Origin of the sequence: Acidithiobacillus caldus ATCC 51756, from assembly GCF_000175575.2 — a bacterium.
GTDB lineage: Bacteria > Pseudomonadota > Gammaproteobacteria > Acidithiobacillales > Acidithiobacillaceae > Acidithiobacillus_A > Acidithiobacillus_A caldus.
This window is the reverse complement of record NZ_CP005986.1, coordinates 2,614,593-2,631,990: the sequence shown is the minus strand read 5'-3', so window position 1 is coordinate 2,631,990 and position 17,398 is coordinate 2,614,593. Positions and strand designations below refer to the sequence as shown.

14 protein-coding genes are annotated in these 17,398 nt (G+C 62.5%); 7 read left to right on the top strand and 7 right to left on the bottom strand.

Features of this window, described 5'->3' with window-relative positions:
- The first annotated feature begins 89 nt into the window (after positions 1–89).
- Positions 90–800 (top strand): hypothetical protein, encoded by a 711-nt coding sequence (locus tag ACAty_RS12850; protein WP_004867526.1) that lies wholly within the window; start codon positions 90–92, stop codon positions 798–800.
- Positions 801–934: 134 nt separating this feature from the next.
- On the opposite strand, the gene ACAty_RS12845 is transcribed toward ACAty_RS12850, so the two are convergent.
- On the bottom strand, positions 935–1,990 hold the full coding sequence (locus tag ACAty_RS12845) for an IS5-like element ISAtc5 family transposase (RefSeq protein WP_038472333.1): 1,056 nt from the start codon (positions 1,988–1,990) through the stop codon (positions 935–937).
- 95 nt (positions 1,991–2,085) lie between these two features.
- On the opposite strand from ACAty_RS12845, the gene ACAty_RS15555 reads away from it, so the two are divergent.
- The 3 genes from ACAty_RS15555 to ACAty_RS12830 all read left to right on the top strand — a co-directional run bounded on the left by ACAty_RS15555 (position 2,086) and on the right by ACAty_RS12830 (position 3,815).
- Complete coding sequence (locus ACAty_RS15555) at positions 2,086–2,439, top strand: lysozyme inhibitor LprI family protein (RefSeq protein WP_077272888.1); 354 nt, start codon at positions 2,086–2,088, stop codon at positions 2,437–2,439.
- 96 nt (positions 2,440–2,535) lie between these two features.
- Positions 2,536–3,276, top strand: coding sequence for a hypothetical protein (locus tag ACAty_RS12835; protein ID WP_004869271.1), 741 nt, complete (start codon positions 2,536–2,538; stop codon positions 3,274–3,276).
- A 98-nt stretch (positions 3,277–3,374) separates the two neighbouring features.
- Entirely contained in the window at positions 3,375–3,815 is a 441-nt protein-coding gene (locus ACAty_RS12830) for a hypothetical protein (RefSeq protein ID WP_141738415.1), read from the top strand.
- A 118-nt stretch (positions 3,816–3,933) separates the two neighbouring features.
- Here the strand turns inward: ACAty_RS12830 and ettA are convergent, their stop codons facing one another.
- Positions 3,934–5,601, bottom strand: a complete 1,668-nt coding sequence (gene ettA, locus ACAty_RS12825; protein ID WP_004869268.1) for an energy-dependent translational throttle protein EttA — start codon at positions 5,599–5,601, stop codon at positions 3,934–3,936.
- 611 nt (positions 5,602–6,212) lie between these two features.
- Between ettA and ACAty_RS12815 the strand changes: the two genes are divergently transcribed.
- On the top strand, positions 6,213–7,610 hold the full coding sequence (locus tag ACAty_RS12815; RefSeq protein ID WP_004869267.1) for a sugar porter family MFS transporter: 1,398 nt from the start codon (positions 6,213–6,215) through the stop codon (positions 7,608–7,610).
- Positions 7,611–7,625: 15 nt separating this feature from the next.
- Here ACAty_RS12815 and ACAty_RS12810 read toward each other — a convergent pair whose 3' ends face one another.
- From ACAty_RS12810 to ACAty_RS12800, 3 genes are read right to left on the bottom strand one after another with little or no spacing between them, the layout of a single operon-like run.
- Positions 7,626–9,080 (bottom strand): gluconokinase, encoded by a 1,455-nt coding sequence (locus ACAty_RS12810; protein WP_004869265.1) that lies wholly within the window; start codon positions 9,078–9,080, stop codon positions 7,626–7,628.
- On the bottom strand, positions 9,073–9,981 hold the full coding sequence (locus tag ACAty_RS12805; RefSeq protein ID WP_004869263.1) for an SMP-30/gluconolactonase/LRE family protein: 909 nt from the start codon (positions 9,979–9,981) through the stop codon (positions 9,073–9,075). The genes ACAty_RS12810 and ACAty_RS12805 overlap by 8 nt, the downstream gene beginning before the upstream one ends.
- Positions 9,982–10,001: 20 nt before the next feature.
- Positions 10,002–12,293: a plasma-membrane proton-efflux P-type ATPase gene (locus ACAty_RS12800; RefSeq protein ID WP_004869261.1), complete on the bottom strand. Its 2,292-nt coding sequence runs from the start codon at positions 12,291–12,293 to the stop codon at positions 10,002–10,004.
- 229 nt (positions 12,294–12,522) lie between these two features.
- Here ACAty_RS12800 and panD point away from each other — a divergent pair, with 229 nt between their 5' ends.
- Entirely contained in the window at positions 12,523–12,915 is a 393-nt protein-coding gene (gene panD, locus ACAty_RS12795) for an aspartate 1-decarboxylase (protein WP_004869255.1), read from the top strand.
- 41 nt (positions 12,916–12,956) lie between these two features.
- Entirely contained in the window at positions 12,957–14,180 is a 1,224-nt protein-coding gene (locus ACAty_RS12790) for an MFS transporter (RefSeq protein WP_004869254.1), read from the top strand.
- 80 nt (positions 14,181–14,260) lie between these two features.
- Here the strand turns inward: ACAty_RS12790 and ccsB are convergent, their stop codons facing one another.
- Positions 14,261–15,436 carry a c-type cytochrome biogenesis protein CcsB gene (ccsB, locus tag ACAty_RS12785; protein ID WP_004869252.1) on the bottom strand — a complete coding sequence of 392 codons (1,176 nt, stop codon included), beginning with the start codon at positions 15,434–15,436 and terminating at the stop codon, positions 14,261–14,263.
- Positions 15,426–17,285, bottom strand: a complete 1,860-nt coding sequence (locus ACAty_RS12780) for a cytochrome c biogenesis protein ResB (RefSeq protein ID WP_004869250.1) — start codon at positions 17,283–17,285, stop codon at positions 15,426–15,428. Before ACAty_RS12780 ends, ccsB begins: the two co-directional genes overlap by 11 nt.
- Positions 17,286–17,398: the final 113 nt, after the last annotated feature.

Sequence of the window (17,398 nt, the reverse complement as noted above, 5' to 3'; positions counted from 1 at the left end):
CTGCCTTCCAGATCGGGCTCCATCCCCGCGGCTGCCGACAATGGGGCCCTGGTGAGAAAGGGGGTCTGAGAGGCTGTACAGGACGAGGGATGGCATTTTTGGCGGTCTTTCTTTGCTTACTTCTGACCATTCCCCACGCGCGGGCCAGCGCCCTGCCATCGTCCTTTGTGGCCGAGGCCTGCAAGGCGCTGCAGGAACAGCGCGGGGAGCCCCATTGCGATCCCGTTAAGCTCTATTATTCCGTGCTGCCCAATGGCGAGCGGCGTTTTGCCGAGGCGCGGCGCTGTGCTTTGGCACAGTACGCAAAAGCTCTCAAGCTCTGCCCGCCCAAAGCACAGCAGCGGGTGTGCCCGAAAGGCTGCTTTGAAAACACCCAAGACTGGGATAATAACCCAGCGGAGATACTTGCCAACCTGTATGCCAACGGCCTGGGCGGTGCCCCAAAAGACTTGAAACTTGCGGGCATTTTTGCCCAACAGGCATTCCCCGATGAAGATTCTGCAGATTTTGCGAAAAACGTCAAATTTTTTCTTGATCAGGTCAAAGAATACGGTCATATCCTGCCCAAATACTTTGATTTGTATGGGAGCGGCCATGGGTCTGTGAGCTCCCCAATAGACGAGCAAGATCGCGCACAGGCGGAGTTTCAGGCCGAAGTCGAGGCCTTTCTCAAACGTTATCAAGTGACCCTTCCGCCGGCAAGCCGTAAAGCCTTTACCCGTTTACGGGAAGAGTTTGAACATTTTCAATCGCACGATTGCGTTACGCCGTTTACAGCGATGGGTTTAAGAGGTCGCTGAAAAAATATTGAAAAATCTCTTTTGATCGGGATATTCGGTCAAAAGACCCCGGGAAACAGGCGCGGGCGCAGCTGTTTTGTTGTTTTTCTCAGATTTGGGTAGCCCTTGAACGGATTCCGGACGCACGAATCCCATCAAGCCACTCCCAGTCGCGCCATGCGGACCAGGTTGTAGGCGACAGTGACCAAGGAAAAGTGCAGACCGACCCGTTCCAAACCACGGAATCGGGTTTTCCGCATCCCTCCCACCGTCTTCATCCAGCCGAAGATGGACTCGATCCGCCGCCGAACGTGGATGCTCATCGCGTAACCGGCGTGGCGGGTGGTGCGCCCGTCGATGGCCGAGCCTTTGCGCTTGCGCGCTACATGTGGGGTCACGTTCCGATCCCGGAGATTCTGGACGAAGCCGTGGCGGTCATAACCCTTATCTGCGCCGAGGGTGATGCGCTGGTTCCCGCCCAGATCGTCCACCAATTGGGTAGCGGCATCCACTTCTGCCGTGCCATCGGCGGTGGTCACCTGTTCCCCGGCAATCAATCCATGCCGATTATCCATTAGCACATGACCCAGGTAGGCCAGACGGGACGCCTCTCCGGGAGCCTTCTTGTACAGCCGGGCATCGGGGTCGGTCACCGAGGCGTGGGTCTCATTGCTGCGCTCCTGGCCCCGGAAGTCGGAGCCACCACCGCTACGATCCTCGGGATCCTTGGGCTGAAAGGATTTCTGCGAGGCCCAGGCCTCCAGCAGCGTACCATCGACGGAGAAATGCTCTTCGGAAAGCAGATTCTGGCCGCGGGCCTGTTCCAGTACGGAGCGGAAGAATTCCCGCACCGTCCCGTGATCCAGCAATCGATCCCGATTCTTGGTGAAGACCGTGGGCACCCAGACCTCGTCGTCCATTCCCAAACCGACAAACCAACGGAACAGCAGGTTGTAGTTGAGTTGCTCCATTAGCTGCCGTTCCGAGCGGATGCTGTAAAACACCTGCAGCAGTAGTGCCCGCAGGAGAAACTCCGGGGGAATGGAGGGGCGACCGTAGGTCGAGTACATCGTGCTGAAGTGGCTATCCATCTCCGCCAGGGAGCGACCCACGATAGCCCGGATCGCTCTCAGCGGATGATCCTGGGGCACCCGTTGCTCCGGGGAAACGTAGCTGAACAACCCTTGGGTCTCTACCTTGGCTCCACGCATCTTCCCAACTCCCGCTGCGCCATTTTGCCCATTATACCATCGACTTTTTCAGCAGCCTCTTAAAACAACTGTATGGCTTTACTCTTTCTAAGGAGATGGATGAAAAGGAGGAGACGCTTCGGATTCTTGTATGCCTTGCCAAGAGATCGTGCCACAGCCAAGTGGGCTTCGACCGGGCGGATAAGGGTTTGAATGTCGCCTACCGCCGATTGAGGCAGGAACTCAAGGCGGTTGAAAGGCGCAGGGAGTCTTTGAATCCAGAGCCGTGCGAAATCGGGGCGTTGACCGAGGCGCAACGCTCATGGTTACGATACCGCGATGCTTTCGCCGCTTTTGCCCAAACCCTGGCGCCGGACCAGGTGAATGCCGTCAAGGCGCGCCTCACCCAGTATCGCGCCAAAGAGTTAGACGATATGTGGGGTAGCATCGAGGAACAACTCGCGAGCTAAACACAGGTTGGACGGGCAGACGAGAACATCCGCCGCAGTGCGCAAATGTGGCCGATCTCTGGTTCCTGCGGAGCGTCTATCGTAAAGGAGAGCGGGATGGGTACAAAAAAGGCCAATGATGTTCTCACCCGAGGATGGAGGCGGGCGCGCTTCGCGCGATTCGCGCTGTTTTCGGCGTTTATCATCATCGTTTCGCCTCCAGCCCACGGGGCCGATGGCGGTGATGACGGCGGCTGGCGCCCATCGATCCCCCTTCCGCCCCTCATCCGGACGATCATCGCCCATCCAAAGGACGCTGCGGCCATTCGCAAGCTCGTGGCGGGCGAGTGGCGGGTCATCGCCACCTATGGATTCGAGGTGTTGGCCAAAGACGCGCCCCAGGAAGTGCTGGGGAAAACGGGTCGGATTGTGCTGGAGGGCAAGGATCCGAAGGTCTTGATGTCCGAATACGGGACCGAGGGCTGCACCCCCGCCAAGCCAGCTGCAGATTTATCGCGTTGGGAACCGCTGGAAATACCGCCCCGAGGCTACAGCCAAACGGGCTGGTCGGTGACCGGCGCTTACCTTGCGGACGGAGATACCAGCCTGGAGGAGTTCAAGAAGGGCAGATTGAAAACCTGGAATGGCAAGCCGCTGAGCCGCGAGCAGCTAAAGGCACTGGAACCGCTATTTCGGCCAGATACCGATAGAAAGGAAGACTCTCAATGGCTGCTCATCGGCTTTGCCAATCGCTGCGCGGGCAAAGGGCACCTCGTGCGCCTGCTGGAGCCAACCCGAGGCGGGATGTTGGTGCAATATTATGTGGATGGCTTTCTGATTTACGAGCGTGTCCGATGAGACCAGCTCGGCCCCCCTTCCTAATCCGTCCCGTGTTGCTCTTGGCTGTCCTGGGAGGGGCTTTCGTCGCCGGGGCCGCGTGGGCGGAAGGCACGCTCATGAGCGCCAACAAGACGCCTGCAGCATCTTCTGCCGATACCTACCCGCCATCGCGAGTCTGCGGCGCCGGGGCCCTTACCCTGTGGGAGTGTCGCTTACCGCGGCAGAGGGTGGCGCTCTGCCTTGCGGCCAAAGGCCAGGGCGCGGAGCGGCTCCAGGTGCTGCGCGCCGATAAGGCAGGGCGCATGGAGCTTTTGGCCGCAGGAGGCGGGGGAACGAAACTGCGCTACGAGATGAGCCCAAACGGCGACGCGAGTCTCGAGTTTCTTCGGGACGGGCGGCAGATACTCCTCATCGATCCTCTGCGCGGTCCGTCGATTCTAGAGCAAGAGATGCACGGCAAGGTGCAACGTTCCGAATGCCGCAATCCCAACCAGACCCTGTCCCTCAATCACACCGTGGCGCTGTTGCGGGCTCTGGGAATAACTGCTTCACCGTAAAAAAGGGAACGGATTCTGCCGGTATGCGCCCATCTGTGCTCCGACGGTCGGCTTTTGGCACCACGATGGCGCGGTCCGGAGCGCCCACCCAGGGGGGCTGAGTGGGTGATCCTGGTATTCAACGCACGATGGGCTTGTAGCGCAAGCGGTGCGGTCGCGCACCTTCATCGCCCAGCCGACGCCGCTTGTCGGCCTCGTACTCCTGGTAGTTGCCGGCAAAGAATTCGACGTGGGCGTCGCCCTCGAAGGCAATGATGTGGGTGGCGATGCGGTCCAGAAACCAGCGATCGTGGGAAATGACCAGCACGGTTCCGGCAAACTCCAGTAAGGCGTCCTCCAGGGCGCGGAGCGTTTCGACGTCGAGGTCGTTGGAGGGCTCGTCCAGCAAGAGCACGTTGCCGCCGGTGAGGAGGGTTTTGGCCAGATGCAGGCGGCCGCGCTCGCCGCCAGAGAGTTGCCCGACGAGCTTCTGCTGATCGGCGCCCTTGAAATTGAAGCGGCCGCAGTAGGCGCGAGAGGGGATCTCAAAGCGTCCGATCTTGAGGATATCCAAGCCGCCGGAGATTTCCTCCCACACATTCTTGCGACCATCCAGGGCTTCGCGGGACTGGTCTACGTAGGCGAGCTGTACCGTTGGGCCGAGGATCACCGCACCGCTGTCCGGTTGCTCGGCGCCAGTGATCAGACGGAAAAAGGTAGATTTGCCGGCGCCGTTGGGGCCAATGATGCCGACGATGGCGCCCGGCGGAATCTTGAACTCCACATGCTCGAAGAGCAGGCGGTCGCCAAAACCTTTGCTCACATCGCGAAACTCGATGACCTCATTGCCCAGGCGCTCGGCCACGGGGATGAAGATCTCCTGGGTTTCGTTGCGGGCCTGGTATTCGTAGGAGCTGAGTTCCTCAAAACGTGCCAATCGCGCCTTGCTCTTGCTCTGCCGGCCCTTGGCATTTTGCCGCACCCACTCCAACTCTTGCTTCATGGCCTTGATGCGGGCGGCCTCGGTCTTGGCTTCCTGCTCCAGGCGTTTTTCTTTTTGCTCCAGCCAGGAAGAGTAGTTGCCTTTCCAGGGGATACCCTGGCCGCGGTCGAGTTCGAGGATCCACTCGGCGGCGTTGTCCAGGAAGTAGCGATCGTGGGTGACGGCGACCACGGTACCGGGAAAGCGCTGCAGATACTGCTCCAGCCAGTCCACGGACTCCGCATCCAGGTGGTTGGTGGGCTCGTCCAGGAGGAGCATGTCGGGACGGCTGATGAGCAGGCGGCAGAGCGCCACCCGCCGCTTTTCGCCGCCGGACAGCGGCCCCACCCGCGCTTCCCAGGGGGGAAGCCTCAGGGCATCGGCGGCGATCTCCATCTGCTGTTCCGCCTGGTGGCCGTCACCGGCGGCGAGGATGGCCTCGAGCCGCGCTTGTTCCGCTGCCAAGGCGTCGAAGTCGGCATCGGGTTCGGCGTAGGCGGCATAGACGGCATCCAGAGCCTTTTGGGCGCCGAGGATCTCGCCCAGACCTTCCTCCACCACTTCCCGAACCGTCTTGTCCGGATCGACGCGGGGCTCCTGGGGCAGATAGCCGATCTTGAGCCCCGGCATGGGGCTAGCTTCACCCTCGTACTGACGATCCTCGCCGGCCATGATCTTGAGGAGCGTGGACTTGCCCGCGCCGTTGAGGCCGAGGACGCCAATCTTGGCGCCGGGGAAAAACGACAAGGAAATGTCCTTGAGCAGCACCCGCTTGGGCGGGACGACCTTGCTCAGGTGATTCATGGTGAAAACGTACTGGGCCATGGGACGTGTGTTCTCCGTTAGACTCGGCCCATTGTATCCCAAAGCCTGCGTCGGCCCCAGATTTGCCGAGAGCGCCTGTAGAGGCGGTCGTACTGTGGACGGGTCGATCCCTTTAGCTGAGTCCAGCCAAGCCCGTCCCCCCCCGAGCTGTGCAGGAGGGCGCCCGCCAGGCCCAGGAAGAAGAGGAGGAGGACGAAGATCCAGCCCCGGGGCCAGACGCTAAGGGACCTTGCAAATCCTCTTGCGGCAATCTCTTGGGTGACCACAGGCAACCCGCCAGGCTCGGCGACCAGTGGATGGGACATTCCATCCGTCAGTCCTCCTTGCAGGCGGTGTGAGGCCGAACTATACCTAAACAAAGGGCGCCGTCGGGAGGCGACGCAAATGCACATTCACCCCCCTCATTTCCGCACCATGGATGGCAAAAGACAGTCAACCGCGCCAGTGGATGGCTGTTTTGGGTTCTGTTGGGCTATCTGTGGCCAAGTTTCCGATGGATTGCTGCGGCGGACAGGAATCCATCACATCCCCCCGCGGCGCTTGGTTTCGCGGGTTTTTCTTTGCGCAATGAAGCTACTGTCGCATCAGCTGGACAGTCAAGGAGCTAGAACATGAATTCTACCATACCATCGGCGGCAGGATCGGAGACGCTGCCAGCTCCAAAGAAGGATTTTCGTTTCGTTCTCATCGCCGTCGTTGCCGGACTTGGCGGTCTGCTTTTTGGCTACGATACCGGCGTGGTCGCCGGGGTGCTGTTGTTTTTGCGGGATACCTTCCACCTGGACTCCACCTTGCAGGGACTCTTCGTGGCCATTGCCCTGGGCGCAGCGGCAGTGGGCGCGGCCTTTGCCGGAGCACTTTCCGACGCCTTCGGTCGCCGCACGGTGCTCATCATCACCGCCTTGATGTTTGTTCTTGGCGCCCTACTCGCGGCCATCGCTCAGAGTGTGCCGGTGCTCTTTGTCGGACGCGTTCTGGTGGGGGCGGCCATCGGCGTTTCCTCTATGTTGACGCCCCTGTATCTGGCGGAGGTGTCGGCGGCGCACTGGCGTGGCGCCATAGTCACCATCAACCAGTTTTACATCACCTTTGGGATCTTTGTTTCCTATCTGGTGGATTATGCCCTGGCGGATGTGACCAATGGCTGGCGCTGGATGTTGGGATTGGGGGCCATTCCGGGTGTGGTTCTCCTGGTGGGCATGTTCATCCTGCCCGAGAGTCCGCGCTGGTTGGCGGGACATAACCTCCTGGAAAAAGCGCGCGCGGCCCTGCGCTTCTTGCGCGGTCGCAGCGATGTGGACGCCGAACTCGCGGCACTCCACAAGGATGTGGTGGAGGAGGGCAGGCGGGCAGCGCCCTGGTCACGCCTTTTGCAGAAGGACGTGCGCAAGCCCCTCATCATCGGCGTGGGTCTGGCCATCTTCCAGCAGATCACGGGTATCAATGCGGTCATCTACTTTGCGCCGACGATCTTTCAGGATGCCGGACTGTCGTCGGCCTCGGTGTCGATCCTGGCGACGGTGGGCGTCGGTGCCGTCAACGTCATCATGACCCTGGTGGCCATGCGTCTGATGGATTCCTGGGGGCGGCGCAAGCTGTTGCTCTGGGGCCTGTGGGGTATGCTCGTGAGCCTCGTCGTCATCGGTATTGGCTTCATGGTGGAGCTGCATGGGGCGCTGGCTTACCTCATCGTCATCATGGTGGCGGCTTTTGTGGCCTTCTTCGCCATTGGTCTGGGACCGGTGTTCTGGTTGCTCATCGCGGAAATCTTCCCGCTGGCCATCCGCGGCCGTGGTGCCAGCATTGCCACCATTGCCAACTGGGTGTCCAACATGGTGGTTTCGGGAGTTTTTCTGGATCTCTTGCTGGCCATCGGCCGTGGGCCTACCTTTTTGCTCTACGGCGCGATGACGGTGTTGGCCATTCTCTTTACCTTGTGGATCGTGCCCGAAACCAAAGGGCGCAGCCTGGAGCAGATCGAAAGCCACCTGGATGCTCAGCCGGATTGATGCAAGACAAGTCGCTCAGGTATAGAGGGCCTGGGCGGCCTTTCGGAAACGCGCGTAGCGTTCCTCGGTACGCGCTTCGGGCCGCGGAGAAAAACTCCAGTCCTCGGTGGAGGCGTCCGCCCGTCGGGCGCTGTGCGGGGTATTCCGGGCCCAGCGTATCGCCCCGAGGAGGGCGACATCGGCGCCCCCAGCTACCCGTACCGGCAGGCAGAGGATGTTGGCGAGGAGCTGGGTAGCCCAGGCTGAGTGAAAGAGGTGACCGCTGACGATGATGGCGCGTGCGGGGCGAGGTGCTTGCCCTTGCAAGTCTTCGTACAACCAGCGCAGGGTGAAAAAAAGGCCTTCCACGGCGGCGTACAGGAATTCGGCGGGGCCATCCCGGGTGTCGATATCGAGGAAGGCAGCACGAGCGTCGGCACGCCACAGGGGAGCGCGCTCGCCAGCCAGGAAGGGCAGGCAGAGCAATGACGATGGGGTGGCGCGGGCGGCGGCGGCCAATGCCTCGGTGAAGCCGACATCGGCACCGAAGCTATATCGGCGTACCCAATCCAGCATTGGTCCGCCGTTGTTGCTGGCGGTCCCGACCAACCAGTGATGGTCATCGACGCGATAGGCAAAGTTGCGCGTGCGGCGGGATAGTCGTGGGAGCGGGGAGTAGCGTCGTACGGCCATACTGGTCCCTAGCGATACGCCGAGGATGTCTTCCGTGAGCGCGCCCATGCCCCACTGCGCCAAAACGCCATCGCTCGCGCCCAGGCATGCACAGGCGCCAGCCCACTGGGGTGGAAAAATGGGATCCTCCCGACGCAGCGGGCGTTGCCACTCGCGGGTCACCAGTTTTGAGAGCTGTTCCGCGTCCACGCCGGCATAGGCCAAAGCCGCCGCGCTCCAGTCGCCGCGGTGGATGTCCAATACGCCCGAGGCACTGGCCGTGGCATAGTCGACCTCGTAGTTGCCAAAGGAGCGCCACCAGAGCCATTCCTTGATGGACAGTATGTGGCGGGCAGCGGCGAGATCCCGCGCCCCGGTCTGTCGCAGCCAGCGCAGTTTGATGAGGGGCGACAGGGGATGTATGGGCGTACCGGTGCGCCCATAGAGGTTACGGCCCGGGCCGTGGTCCCAGCAGTCCCGGGCTACCGCGGCCGCCCGTCCGTCGAGCCAGGTATAGGCCGGACCGAGGGGAGCGCCCTTGGCATCCACGAGCAACAAGCTGTGCATGGCCGAACTCCAGGCAATCTTGTCCACCCGATGCGTTTCTCCCAGATCGTCGGCAAGGGCCTGGAGCAGGCCCCGGAGCAGATGCTCGATCACCTGCACATCCTGAAGGGCGGCACCCGGAGAGGGACGCAGGAGGGGAATATCGGCTCGCCCTTGGGCAAGGACCCGTTCTTCGCCATCCACGGCAGCGACCTTCAGCACGCTCGTGCCCACATCGATGGCGATGTCGACGACTCGGCAGGTGTCAGTCATGGCGGGGATGGCGGCGGTACGGATGGTGTGGCAGACCGCGGTACGGTACCGTCAGGCGGTAGAGGTGACCGGCACGAGGATCGTCTCGCCGATCGCGGGCGGCGGTGGTGATGTACAGGTCCCGATGCCCTGCGCCGCCAAAACACACGGAGGTGACCTGGGGAGTCGGTAGCCGGACGCAGTCGGTGGCCCGACCTTTGCTGTCGAAGCGCGTCACTTTTCCGGCGCCGAAGTGTGCGACCCAGAGCCCGCCATCGGTATCCCCGGTCATGCCATCGGGATAGCCATCCAGCTCGGTGAACTGAATATGCAGCCGTTTGTCGCGGATTTCGCCGCGCGCGCTGAGGTCGAAGGCAAAGATGCGACGTAGGGCGCTGTCGCTGTGGTAGAGCGTGTGCCCGTCGACCGTGAAGGCGGGGCCATTGGAGACGATGTAAGGCGCATCCACGCGGGCCATGCTCTTTCCGCTGATGCGATACAGGGCGCCTGTGGGATTTTTTTCCTGGTCGTCCATGGTCCCCGCCCACACCCTGCCCCAGGGATCGGCCTTGGCATCGTTGAAACGATTGCTGACCGGCTCCCCCTCCGGGTGGGGAAAGCGCCGTTGCAAGTGGACGCCGCGCTCCCCAAGGCGCAGGGTCACGATCTGGCGTCGCAGACCGGCAAGGAAGCAGGTGTCGTCTGCATACCCCACCAGCCAGGTGCAGGGTTCGTCCAGCTCCCAGAAGCGCCCTGTCCCGCTCGCGGGCCAGAAAGCGGCAATCTTCTGGCCGAGAATATCCACGAAGTAGACCGCTTCCTGGCGCGGTGACCACAGGGGACCCTCACCCAGGATGGCGCCCAGGGGCCAAACGACCTCGGCTTCGCCAAGCTCGCGTACCGTATCTTGCGGGGTCTCCATGGGCTTTGTCTCTCTCGGGATCAGGCGCGATTCAAGCGGCGCAGGAGGGGAACCTTGATCTGATCCAGCAGCAAGGTGAAAAGCACGGTGGCCGCCAGCAGGACCAGGATGATGGGAAGCGGCAGGGCCGCCATGAGCCAGCCCTGGCTTGCCAGCAATGAGACCACCAGCACATCGGCAAGACTTGCCCACAGCAGGAATCGCCCTGGCAGCGAAGCCCACAGATGGCCGCGTTCCCGCACCATAAAGACATTGGCCAGGCCGGAAAAGACGAGGCCCAGAAAATCGAGACTCTGCCGCGCGGGCAGGGACAGATGCATCAGGATACCGGCGCCGTACACCAGAAAAATGTAGATGAGCCAGGCCCCTGCCACGACCAGGGAAGACCAGACGAGGCTGCGCACATCCCAGCGATCGGGTCGCGGCGAGGGGCGGACGTGATCCCCGGCCAGGGACATGGTCACGAAGTCGTTGGCAAAGAGCAGCAGCAAGACCAAAAGTGGGGTGACGACGAAATCGTGAAAGAGCAAAAAGCCGAGGCTCAGAAAGAGTGCCACCTGAAAAACCTTGACGATCTTGTTGAGCGTGTAGGTCAGCATGCGCTGGTAGACGCGTCGACCCGTTTCGACGGCTGTGAGGATGCCCTGCAGACCGGGTTGTGTAAGGACGAGACTCGCCGCCGCCTTGGCAACGTCGGTGGCACTCTCCACGGCTACGCCCATTTCCGCCTGCTTGAGTGCTGGCGCGTCGTTCACGCCGTCGCCCGTCATGCCGACGATATGCCCCTGTTTTTGGAGGGACTGTACGAGGTGGAACTTGTCTTCCGGGAAGACTCCGGCATAGACGCCGCAGTCCTCATGGATGGCCTCGCGGTCGCAGGTGCGCCCAGGGATCCCAAGCTCCTTGGCCACATGGGCGGCAGTGGCTGGACTATCGCCGGTGACCATACGCACCCGCACGCCGAAGTTCTGGAGCTTGGCTATGAGATCCGCGGCATCTTCGCGCAGAGGATCGGCCAGACCGATGAGACCCAGCCATTGGGGTGAGCCCTCTGGGCCAGCGGCGACGCCAAGCACGCGGGCTCCGCTGCTGGCCAGTTCTTCCGTCGCTTTCTCCCAATGGACTCCCTGGCAGAGTGCGGCAATCACCTGCGGCGCACCCTTCAGCGCGCGCCAGCGTTGGCCGTCTTTCGCAAAAACGGCCTCCGAGCGCTTACTGGAGGGGTCGAAGGGAATGAAATCCTGGCGCTGCGGGGGAGTTGCGCCCTCTGCCTTGGCGGCATCCAGGATGGCCAGGTCGATGGGGTCCTGGGTCGCTTCATCGCTGGCCAGCGCCGCCATGGCCAGAAGCTCCTGGCGCTGCTGGCGCGGTCCTGCCTCTACCGCACTCACCCGCAGGCGATTCTGGGTGAGGGTTCCGGTTTTGTCGCTGCAGAGATCGCTCATGGCCGCGGCTTCTTCGATGGCGGCGAGGCGGGTGACGAGCACCCCCTGACGGGCAAGACTCAAGGAGGCAAGGGCAGTGGCGAGGGTGAAGGTGGCGGGCAGTGCCACCGGCACCGAGGCGACCAGCAGGATGAGGGCGAAGGGCAGGATTTCGGCCAGCGGCATCTGCATCCAGGTGGCGTAGGCGAGGATGGCGGCCACCAGAAGTCCATCCATGATCACCAGGTAGCGAACGATGGCGAGCACCAGGATCTCCAGGTGGCTCTTGGCTCCGGCGCCGCGCACCAACTCCGCCGTCTTGCCGAAGTAGCTCTGGGCGCCGGTCGCCGTCACCTCGCCGGTGGCTTCGCCCCGGCGGACCGTGGAGGCGGAGTACACCGTGTCTTCCGCCTTGCGATCCACGGGCAGGGATTCGCCCGTGAGCGCGGATTGATCCACCAGGATCTGTCCCTCGGTGAGCCGGATGTCCGCAGGTACGATATCGCCCAACCGTATGTGAACGCAGTCGCCGGGCACGAGCTCCGTCGCCGAGATGCTGCACCATTTGCCATCACGGCGCACCCGCGCTTCTATCCGCAGGCGCTCGCGCAGCAGTTCCAGGGCCTTCTGTGCCCGCTGTTCCTGGCTGAACCCGAGAATGCCATTGAAAATGAGCAAGAGGGCGATAATGATGGCTTCCGGCCATTTGGCCAGGACCAGTTCCAGCACCAGGGTCAGTTCCAGCATCCACGGCACGGGCGCCCAGAACTTGTGGAGGAAGGTGAGCAGGGGATGGGTAGCCGCTTCCTGTACGGCGTTGGGTCCAAACTTTTGCAGGCGTGCTGCGGCCTCGGCACTGCTGAGGCCGATACAGGCATTTTCACTCATGATCCACTCGATCTGCGACGCGTCATAGGTCTCAGTATAGAACCATCCTATGCTCCTTTGTTTCCGTCGCCTGCGGCTCGGGGTAACATAAGGGTCTGTAAGGGAGGTGGCGCATGTTGAGTGTCTGGGGAGATGTCGTGGTCATGGTCGGTACCCCCGTGGTGATGATCCTTGTGGCCTGGGGTGTCCATCGCCTGTCGCGTCGGCGGGATGGTGACGGAGACCGGCGGTGATCCAGCTCACCCTGCTCAAGGCCAAGCTGCATCGCGTGCGCGTCACGGCGGTGGAGCTGGACTACGAAGGCTCTTGCGCCATCGATGAGGAACTGTTGAAGCGGGCGGGGATTTTGCCCTTCGAACAGATCCACATCTACGATGTCCACAACGGCGAGCGCTTCAGCACCTATGCCATTGCCGCAGCACCGGGAAGTGGTGTCATCTCCGTCAACGGTGCGGCGGCACGGCGGGTTTCCTTGGGTGATCTACTCATCATTGCCGCCTATGCCCAGGTTCCGGCCGACGAGGCGGAGGGGTTTCTGCCTCGCGTGGTCTACGTCGACGGCGAAAACCGCCCGCGCGACGCGGCGGCGACGCCAGGATTGGCCATTGCTGCGCCGGCATGATCGGCGCGCCTTTGCGGCGTAGTCCCAGTCGCTGAAACGTCTTGGCCTTTACCGCAAGTCAACGCATCATCGCCGCGCGCGCTGCCCGCAGCGTCGGCCAGGGGGCGCTCGTCGTCGACTTTGCGCTGTACCTGCATGCACTGCACTGGTCGGCGGTGGCCATTGGCGGACTCTACTCGGCGAGCCTTCTTTTGGGTGCCCTGGCGACGCTCATCGTTGGCCCGGCCAGCGATCGGCTGGGTGCCAAGGGTTTTTTGCTGGCCTACGAGGCGGTGCAGATACTGGCTGCCGGCATTGCCCTGTTGACCACCGCCACGGTCTGGCTCAGCCTGGCCGCTATTTTGGGCGCCTTCGGTCGTGGTGCCAACGGCGGCGCCGGACCCTTTGCCCCGGCGGAGCAGTCGTGGCTTTCCCGGGCCGCGGAGGGATCGAACTGGGGCAGGGTCTTTCACACCAATACGGCGGTTGGGCTACTGGGTATGGCCGTGGGCGCTGCCCTGGGCGCGGTGCCCCAGTGGCTGGCGCCCGCCATCCCGTTGACCGCGGGCTATCGTCTGCTCTTCGTCATCGTTCTGCTGGGGTCATTTTTCTGCGTGTTCTTCCTGGCCGGCGCCCGCGAGGAGCGCTCCAGAGCTCCCAAAGATCCGGAGCAATGCACCTCATCCCCGGAAGGTGAGCGGCCGAAGCCTCGCCCCTGGCGGGTGCTCCTGGGTTTTGCTGGCGTCAATAGCCTCAATGGGCTTGGCATCGGTATGGTCGGCCCGCTCATGGCCTACTGGTTCCATCTGCGCTTCGGCGTCGGGCCGGCAGCCATCGGTGGCGGTATGGCCCTGGCCTTCCTGAGTGCTGCCCTTCTTTCCCTGCTGGGCATCCGTCTGGTGGACCGCTTTGGCATGATCGATACCGTCGTCGGTATGCGACTTGCCGGTCTGCTCCTGCTTCTGGCCATTCCCTGGATGCCCACCTTCTGGCTTGCCATTGCCTGCTACATTCTCCGCGCCGCCCTCAACCAGGGCAGTATCGGGTCACGACAGGCCCTCTTCCTGGGACTGGTGGACGCTCATCACCGAGGACTTGCGGCTACCGTCAACAGCCTCTCCGTCCAAGCCCCCCGGGCCATCGGCCCCAGCATTGCCGGTCTCTTCTTCGAGGCCGGCCTGCTGTCTTGGCCTTTTTGGCTCGCGGCGGCCCTGCAAGGGAGCTACCTCCTCCTGTTCCAGCGTTTCTTTCGGAAATATGGCCGTAAAACTGGCTCCAGCAGCTGATCCTGCCTCGCGTCACATCCCAAACCTTGCCGGATAGTGCTTTTAGCCGGTGAGGCCTGCTCCCGTAATGGTACTTTCCCTCAGAGTTTGCCGTAGGAGTGTAGGCCCGACAGGAACAGGTTGACGCCGAGGAAACAGAAGCTCACCACCCACAGGCTCATGAAAGACCACCAGGCCATGCTGCGGCCGTGCCAGCCTTTCACCACCCGCGCGTGCAGGTAGCCGGCATAGTTGAGCCAGACGATGAGTGCCCAGGTTTCCTTTGGATCCCAGGACCAGAAGCCACCCCAGGCCCGGGCGGCCCAGACGGCGCCAAGAATGGTGGCGACGGTAAAGAAAAGAAAACCCAGGGCAATGGCCTTGTACATGACCTCATCCTGCACCTCGAGGCTGGGCAGGACGCGGGCCAAGCTGCCACCCCGCCGTTGCGAACGCTGGGTGAGGAGGTAGGCTAGGCCCACCAGGCTCGCGATGGTGAAGTTGGCATAGCCCACGAACATCATCGGCACGTGCAGCTTCATCCAGAAACTCTGCAGGGCAGGGATGAGTGGTTCGATCCGATCCATGTGCTGCGCCAGGGTCAGCCACAGCAGAAAGCCGACACCCATGGCCACCAGCGGCATCACGAAGGCCCCCAGGGCGCGGGCCCGATTGCGCTGTTCGTAGTACAGCCAGAACAAGGCCGTGGAGGCGCAGAAGAGCACCATGACCTCCCAGAGGTTACTGACGGGGATGTGCCCCCAGTCGGGATGGCCCAGATAGGTCTCGCGCCAGCGCACCCCAAGACCAATGAAGCCAAAGACCACACCCACCCAGGTCAATGCCGATGCCAGGCGTCCCAAGGTTTCCCGCGCCGTTACCACATAGGCCAGGTAGGTCGCCGTCGCTGCCAATAGTGCCAGCGACATCCAGTAGACCGCTGCCACCCCCTGCAGTACGTAGCGCAGGAGTAGATTGTCGGCGGGCGTCTGGCCGTCACTGTAGAGCCAGACGGCAAGTAGGGCGGGTAAGACTGCCGCGATGGTCGCCCACTGCAGGGGGCGCCAGGCTATTCCGGCGGTGAGCAGTCCGGCGTACCAGCTGGCAAGGACGACGTACTGCCAGTAGCCGAAGTCGTGGCCGTAGCGCAGCAGGATCGCCAAAGCGGCCAGGGTCAGGGCGCCGACCCAGGGTGCCTCTTGGCGCAGGATGGCGGTCCAGGATCGGGGCTGGGGCGACGACGGCAGGGCATAGCTTTCCACGGGACTATGGGCCATGGTGAACCTCCTCATGGGTTTCGCGAGCGGAAATGGGCTGGGCACCGGCAGCTTCCAGTGCGGCGCGCCACCCCGCAAACTGTCGGGCAAAGTCGAGACGGTTACGATCGGTACCGGCGCCCAGCAGTAGTTTGCTGCTGCCATCGGCACGCCGCTGGATCTGCGCCCAGACTTTTTGCTGGGGCAGATAAAAAAGGATGAAGATGCCCAGCACCAAGGCCACGCAGCCCCAGTAGATCAGCGTGGTGCCAGGCCACTTGGTCACCTGCAGGCCCGCTGCCCAGCGATGATCGAACTGCGACAGGGTCAGGACAAAGGGTACGGGGTAGTCGTGCAGACTCGCCAGGGCCTGGAGACTGGCCTCGACGAAGCGCTCCTTTTGGGCGGCTGTCCACTCGGGCGCGGCGCGGGCAGCCACCCGATCAAAGACCGCCGAAAAAAGCGCCGGTGAGGCGTTTGCCCCTTCCTTGGCGGCCTGTTGCAGTGCGGCAAGGTAGGCCATGAACAGATGGATACTGCCCGCCGGCCCCGTAGGTATGTAGACATACTGGTAGGCATCGCCAAGGCTGCGTCGGTAACCCTGCACGAAGAATCCCTGGCCATCGCGGGTTATGGGCTGCATGTAGGTCTTCATCTCCGCTCCGCCGCCCTGCGGATCGTGCACCACATAGGTGAAGCTCGGGCCCAGATTGACGGTGGGATGCCTGGGGTCGCGCGGTTCGCCCACGGCGCTGCGCGGGACGATGTTGTAGAGGTCGAAGTTTTTCAGCTGCACCGAATAGCCGGAGTTGCCCGCTTTCAGGGTCTGTCCCACCCGGCCCTGCAGTTCGCCGCTGTGACCATCGGCTGCCCCCAGCAGGTAGGAGCGCATGGTGAGCAGGGAACCGCCGTCGCTGAAACTCGACTGATAGATGTCCACCCCATCGTAGGACATGGGGTGGTTGACGCGGATGGCCCCTTCCTTGAGCACCTTCCCTTGGGGGCTGTAGAGGACGACGTCGGAAACGAAGTCCTTGGGCATGCCGGTGGAGTAATACTGGATGTGGAAGGCTTTCAGGTGGATGCGAAAGGGTAGTGGCTGGACCAGGTAGCCGTTACCCGCCAGTTCGAACACGGCGTCGGCCGTCTGTCCCTCGGGAAGGGTGATGATGCCGCGGTACGCCGGGTTGTGGACGGGCATGAAGGCAGAGGCCGGAATCTTGGACAGGGGCAGATCGAAATCCGTGGCTGGGCGCAGACTGCCGGTGAGTTCCGCCCACTTGACGGGAATGTCGGCGTTGTAGAGGGCGGCAGCACAGATGACGATGATGGCAATGTGGGTGAGGAAGTAGCCGAGGCGGTGGTACTTGCCCTTGCGCGCCGCCAGGTACTGGGAGTCGCCCTCTTCCAGCAGGCGAGGACGAAAACCCGAGGCCCGTAGCAGGGTGGCGAGGCGCTCGGTCAGCGCGTCGCGGTCCTGTGCCGACACCATCTCCAGAACGTGGGGCTGGGCCCGTAGGGCATTCTCGCGCTGACGCAGGGGAAACTCGCGGATATCGCGCAACATCCGGGGCGTATTGCGGGTGACACAGGTGGCGGTGGACAGCACCAGAAAGGCGACGATGCCGGTGTACCAGGCGGTGCGGTAGACGTCGTAGAGCCCCAAGGTGCGGAATACCGCAAACCAGAAGGGACCAAACTGCACGGCGTAGTTGCTGTAGGGCTGCTGTTGGCTGAGGATGGTGCCAATGATGGAGGCAATGGCCAGCAAGACCAGCAGGCTCACGGCCAGACGCATGGACCCCAAAAAGGAACCGAGCAACCGCCACGGCGAGCGTTGTCGCATCATCATATCGGTCTGCGCTTGCAAAATCCCCTCCCCTTTTGTAGCGCAACGTCGGCCAGTCTAGGAGGCCGCGCCCCCTGGCACAAGTCCCGAATCCGAACATCCGCGATTGCCAGTGACAAGCGCCGACGACTATG

What these genes read in the sequence shown, in the direction of transcription:
- ACAty_RS12835 (WP_004869271.1), top strand. Translation starts at nt 2,536, where the DNA reads ATGGGTACAAAAAAGGCCAATGATGTTCTCACCCGAGGATGGAGGCGG.
- ACAty_RS12800 (WP_004869261.1), bottom strand. Translation starts at nt 12,293, where the DNA reads ATGAGTGAAAATGCCTGTATCGGCCTCAGCAGTGCCGAGGCCGCAGCA.
- ACAty_RS12850 (WP_004867526.1), top strand. Translation starts at nt 90, where the DNA reads ATGGCATTTTTGGCGGTCTTTCTTTGCTTACTTCTGACCATTCCCCAC.
- ettA (WP_004869268.1), bottom strand. Translation starts at nt 5,601, where the DNA reads ATGGCCCAGTACGTTTTCACCATGAATCACCTGAGCAAGGTCGTCCCG.
- ACAty_RS15555 (WP_077272888.1), top strand. Translation starts at nt 2,086, where the DNA reads ATGGATGAAAAGGAGGAGACGCTTCGGATTCTTGTATGCCTTGCCAAG.
- ACAty_RS12830 (WP_141738415.1), top strand. Translation starts at nt 3,375, where the DNA reads ATGAGCGCCAACAAGACGCCTGCAGCATCTTCTGCCGATACCTACCCG.
- ACAty_RS12805 (WP_004869263.1), bottom strand. Translation starts at nt 9,981, where the DNA reads ATGGAGACCCCGCAAGATACGGTACGCGAGCTTGGCGAAGCCGAGGTC.
- ACAty_RS12845 (WP_038472333.1), bottom strand. Translation starts at nt 1,990, where the DNA reads ATGCGTGGAGCCAAGGTAGAGACCCAAGGGTTGTTCAGCTACGTTTCC.
- ACAty_RS12815 (WP_004869267.1), top strand. Translation starts at nt 6,213, where the DNA reads ATGAATTCTACCATACCATCGGCGGCAGGATCGGAGACGCTGCCAGCT.
- ccsB (WP_004869252.1), bottom strand. Translation starts at nt 15,436, where the DNA reads ATGGCCCATAGTCCCGTGGAAAGCTATGCCCTGCCGTCGTCGCCCCAG.
- ACAty_RS12810 (WP_004869265.1), bottom strand. Translation starts at nt 9,080, where the DNA reads ATGACTGACACCTGCCGAGTCGTCGACATCGCCATCGATGTGGGCACG.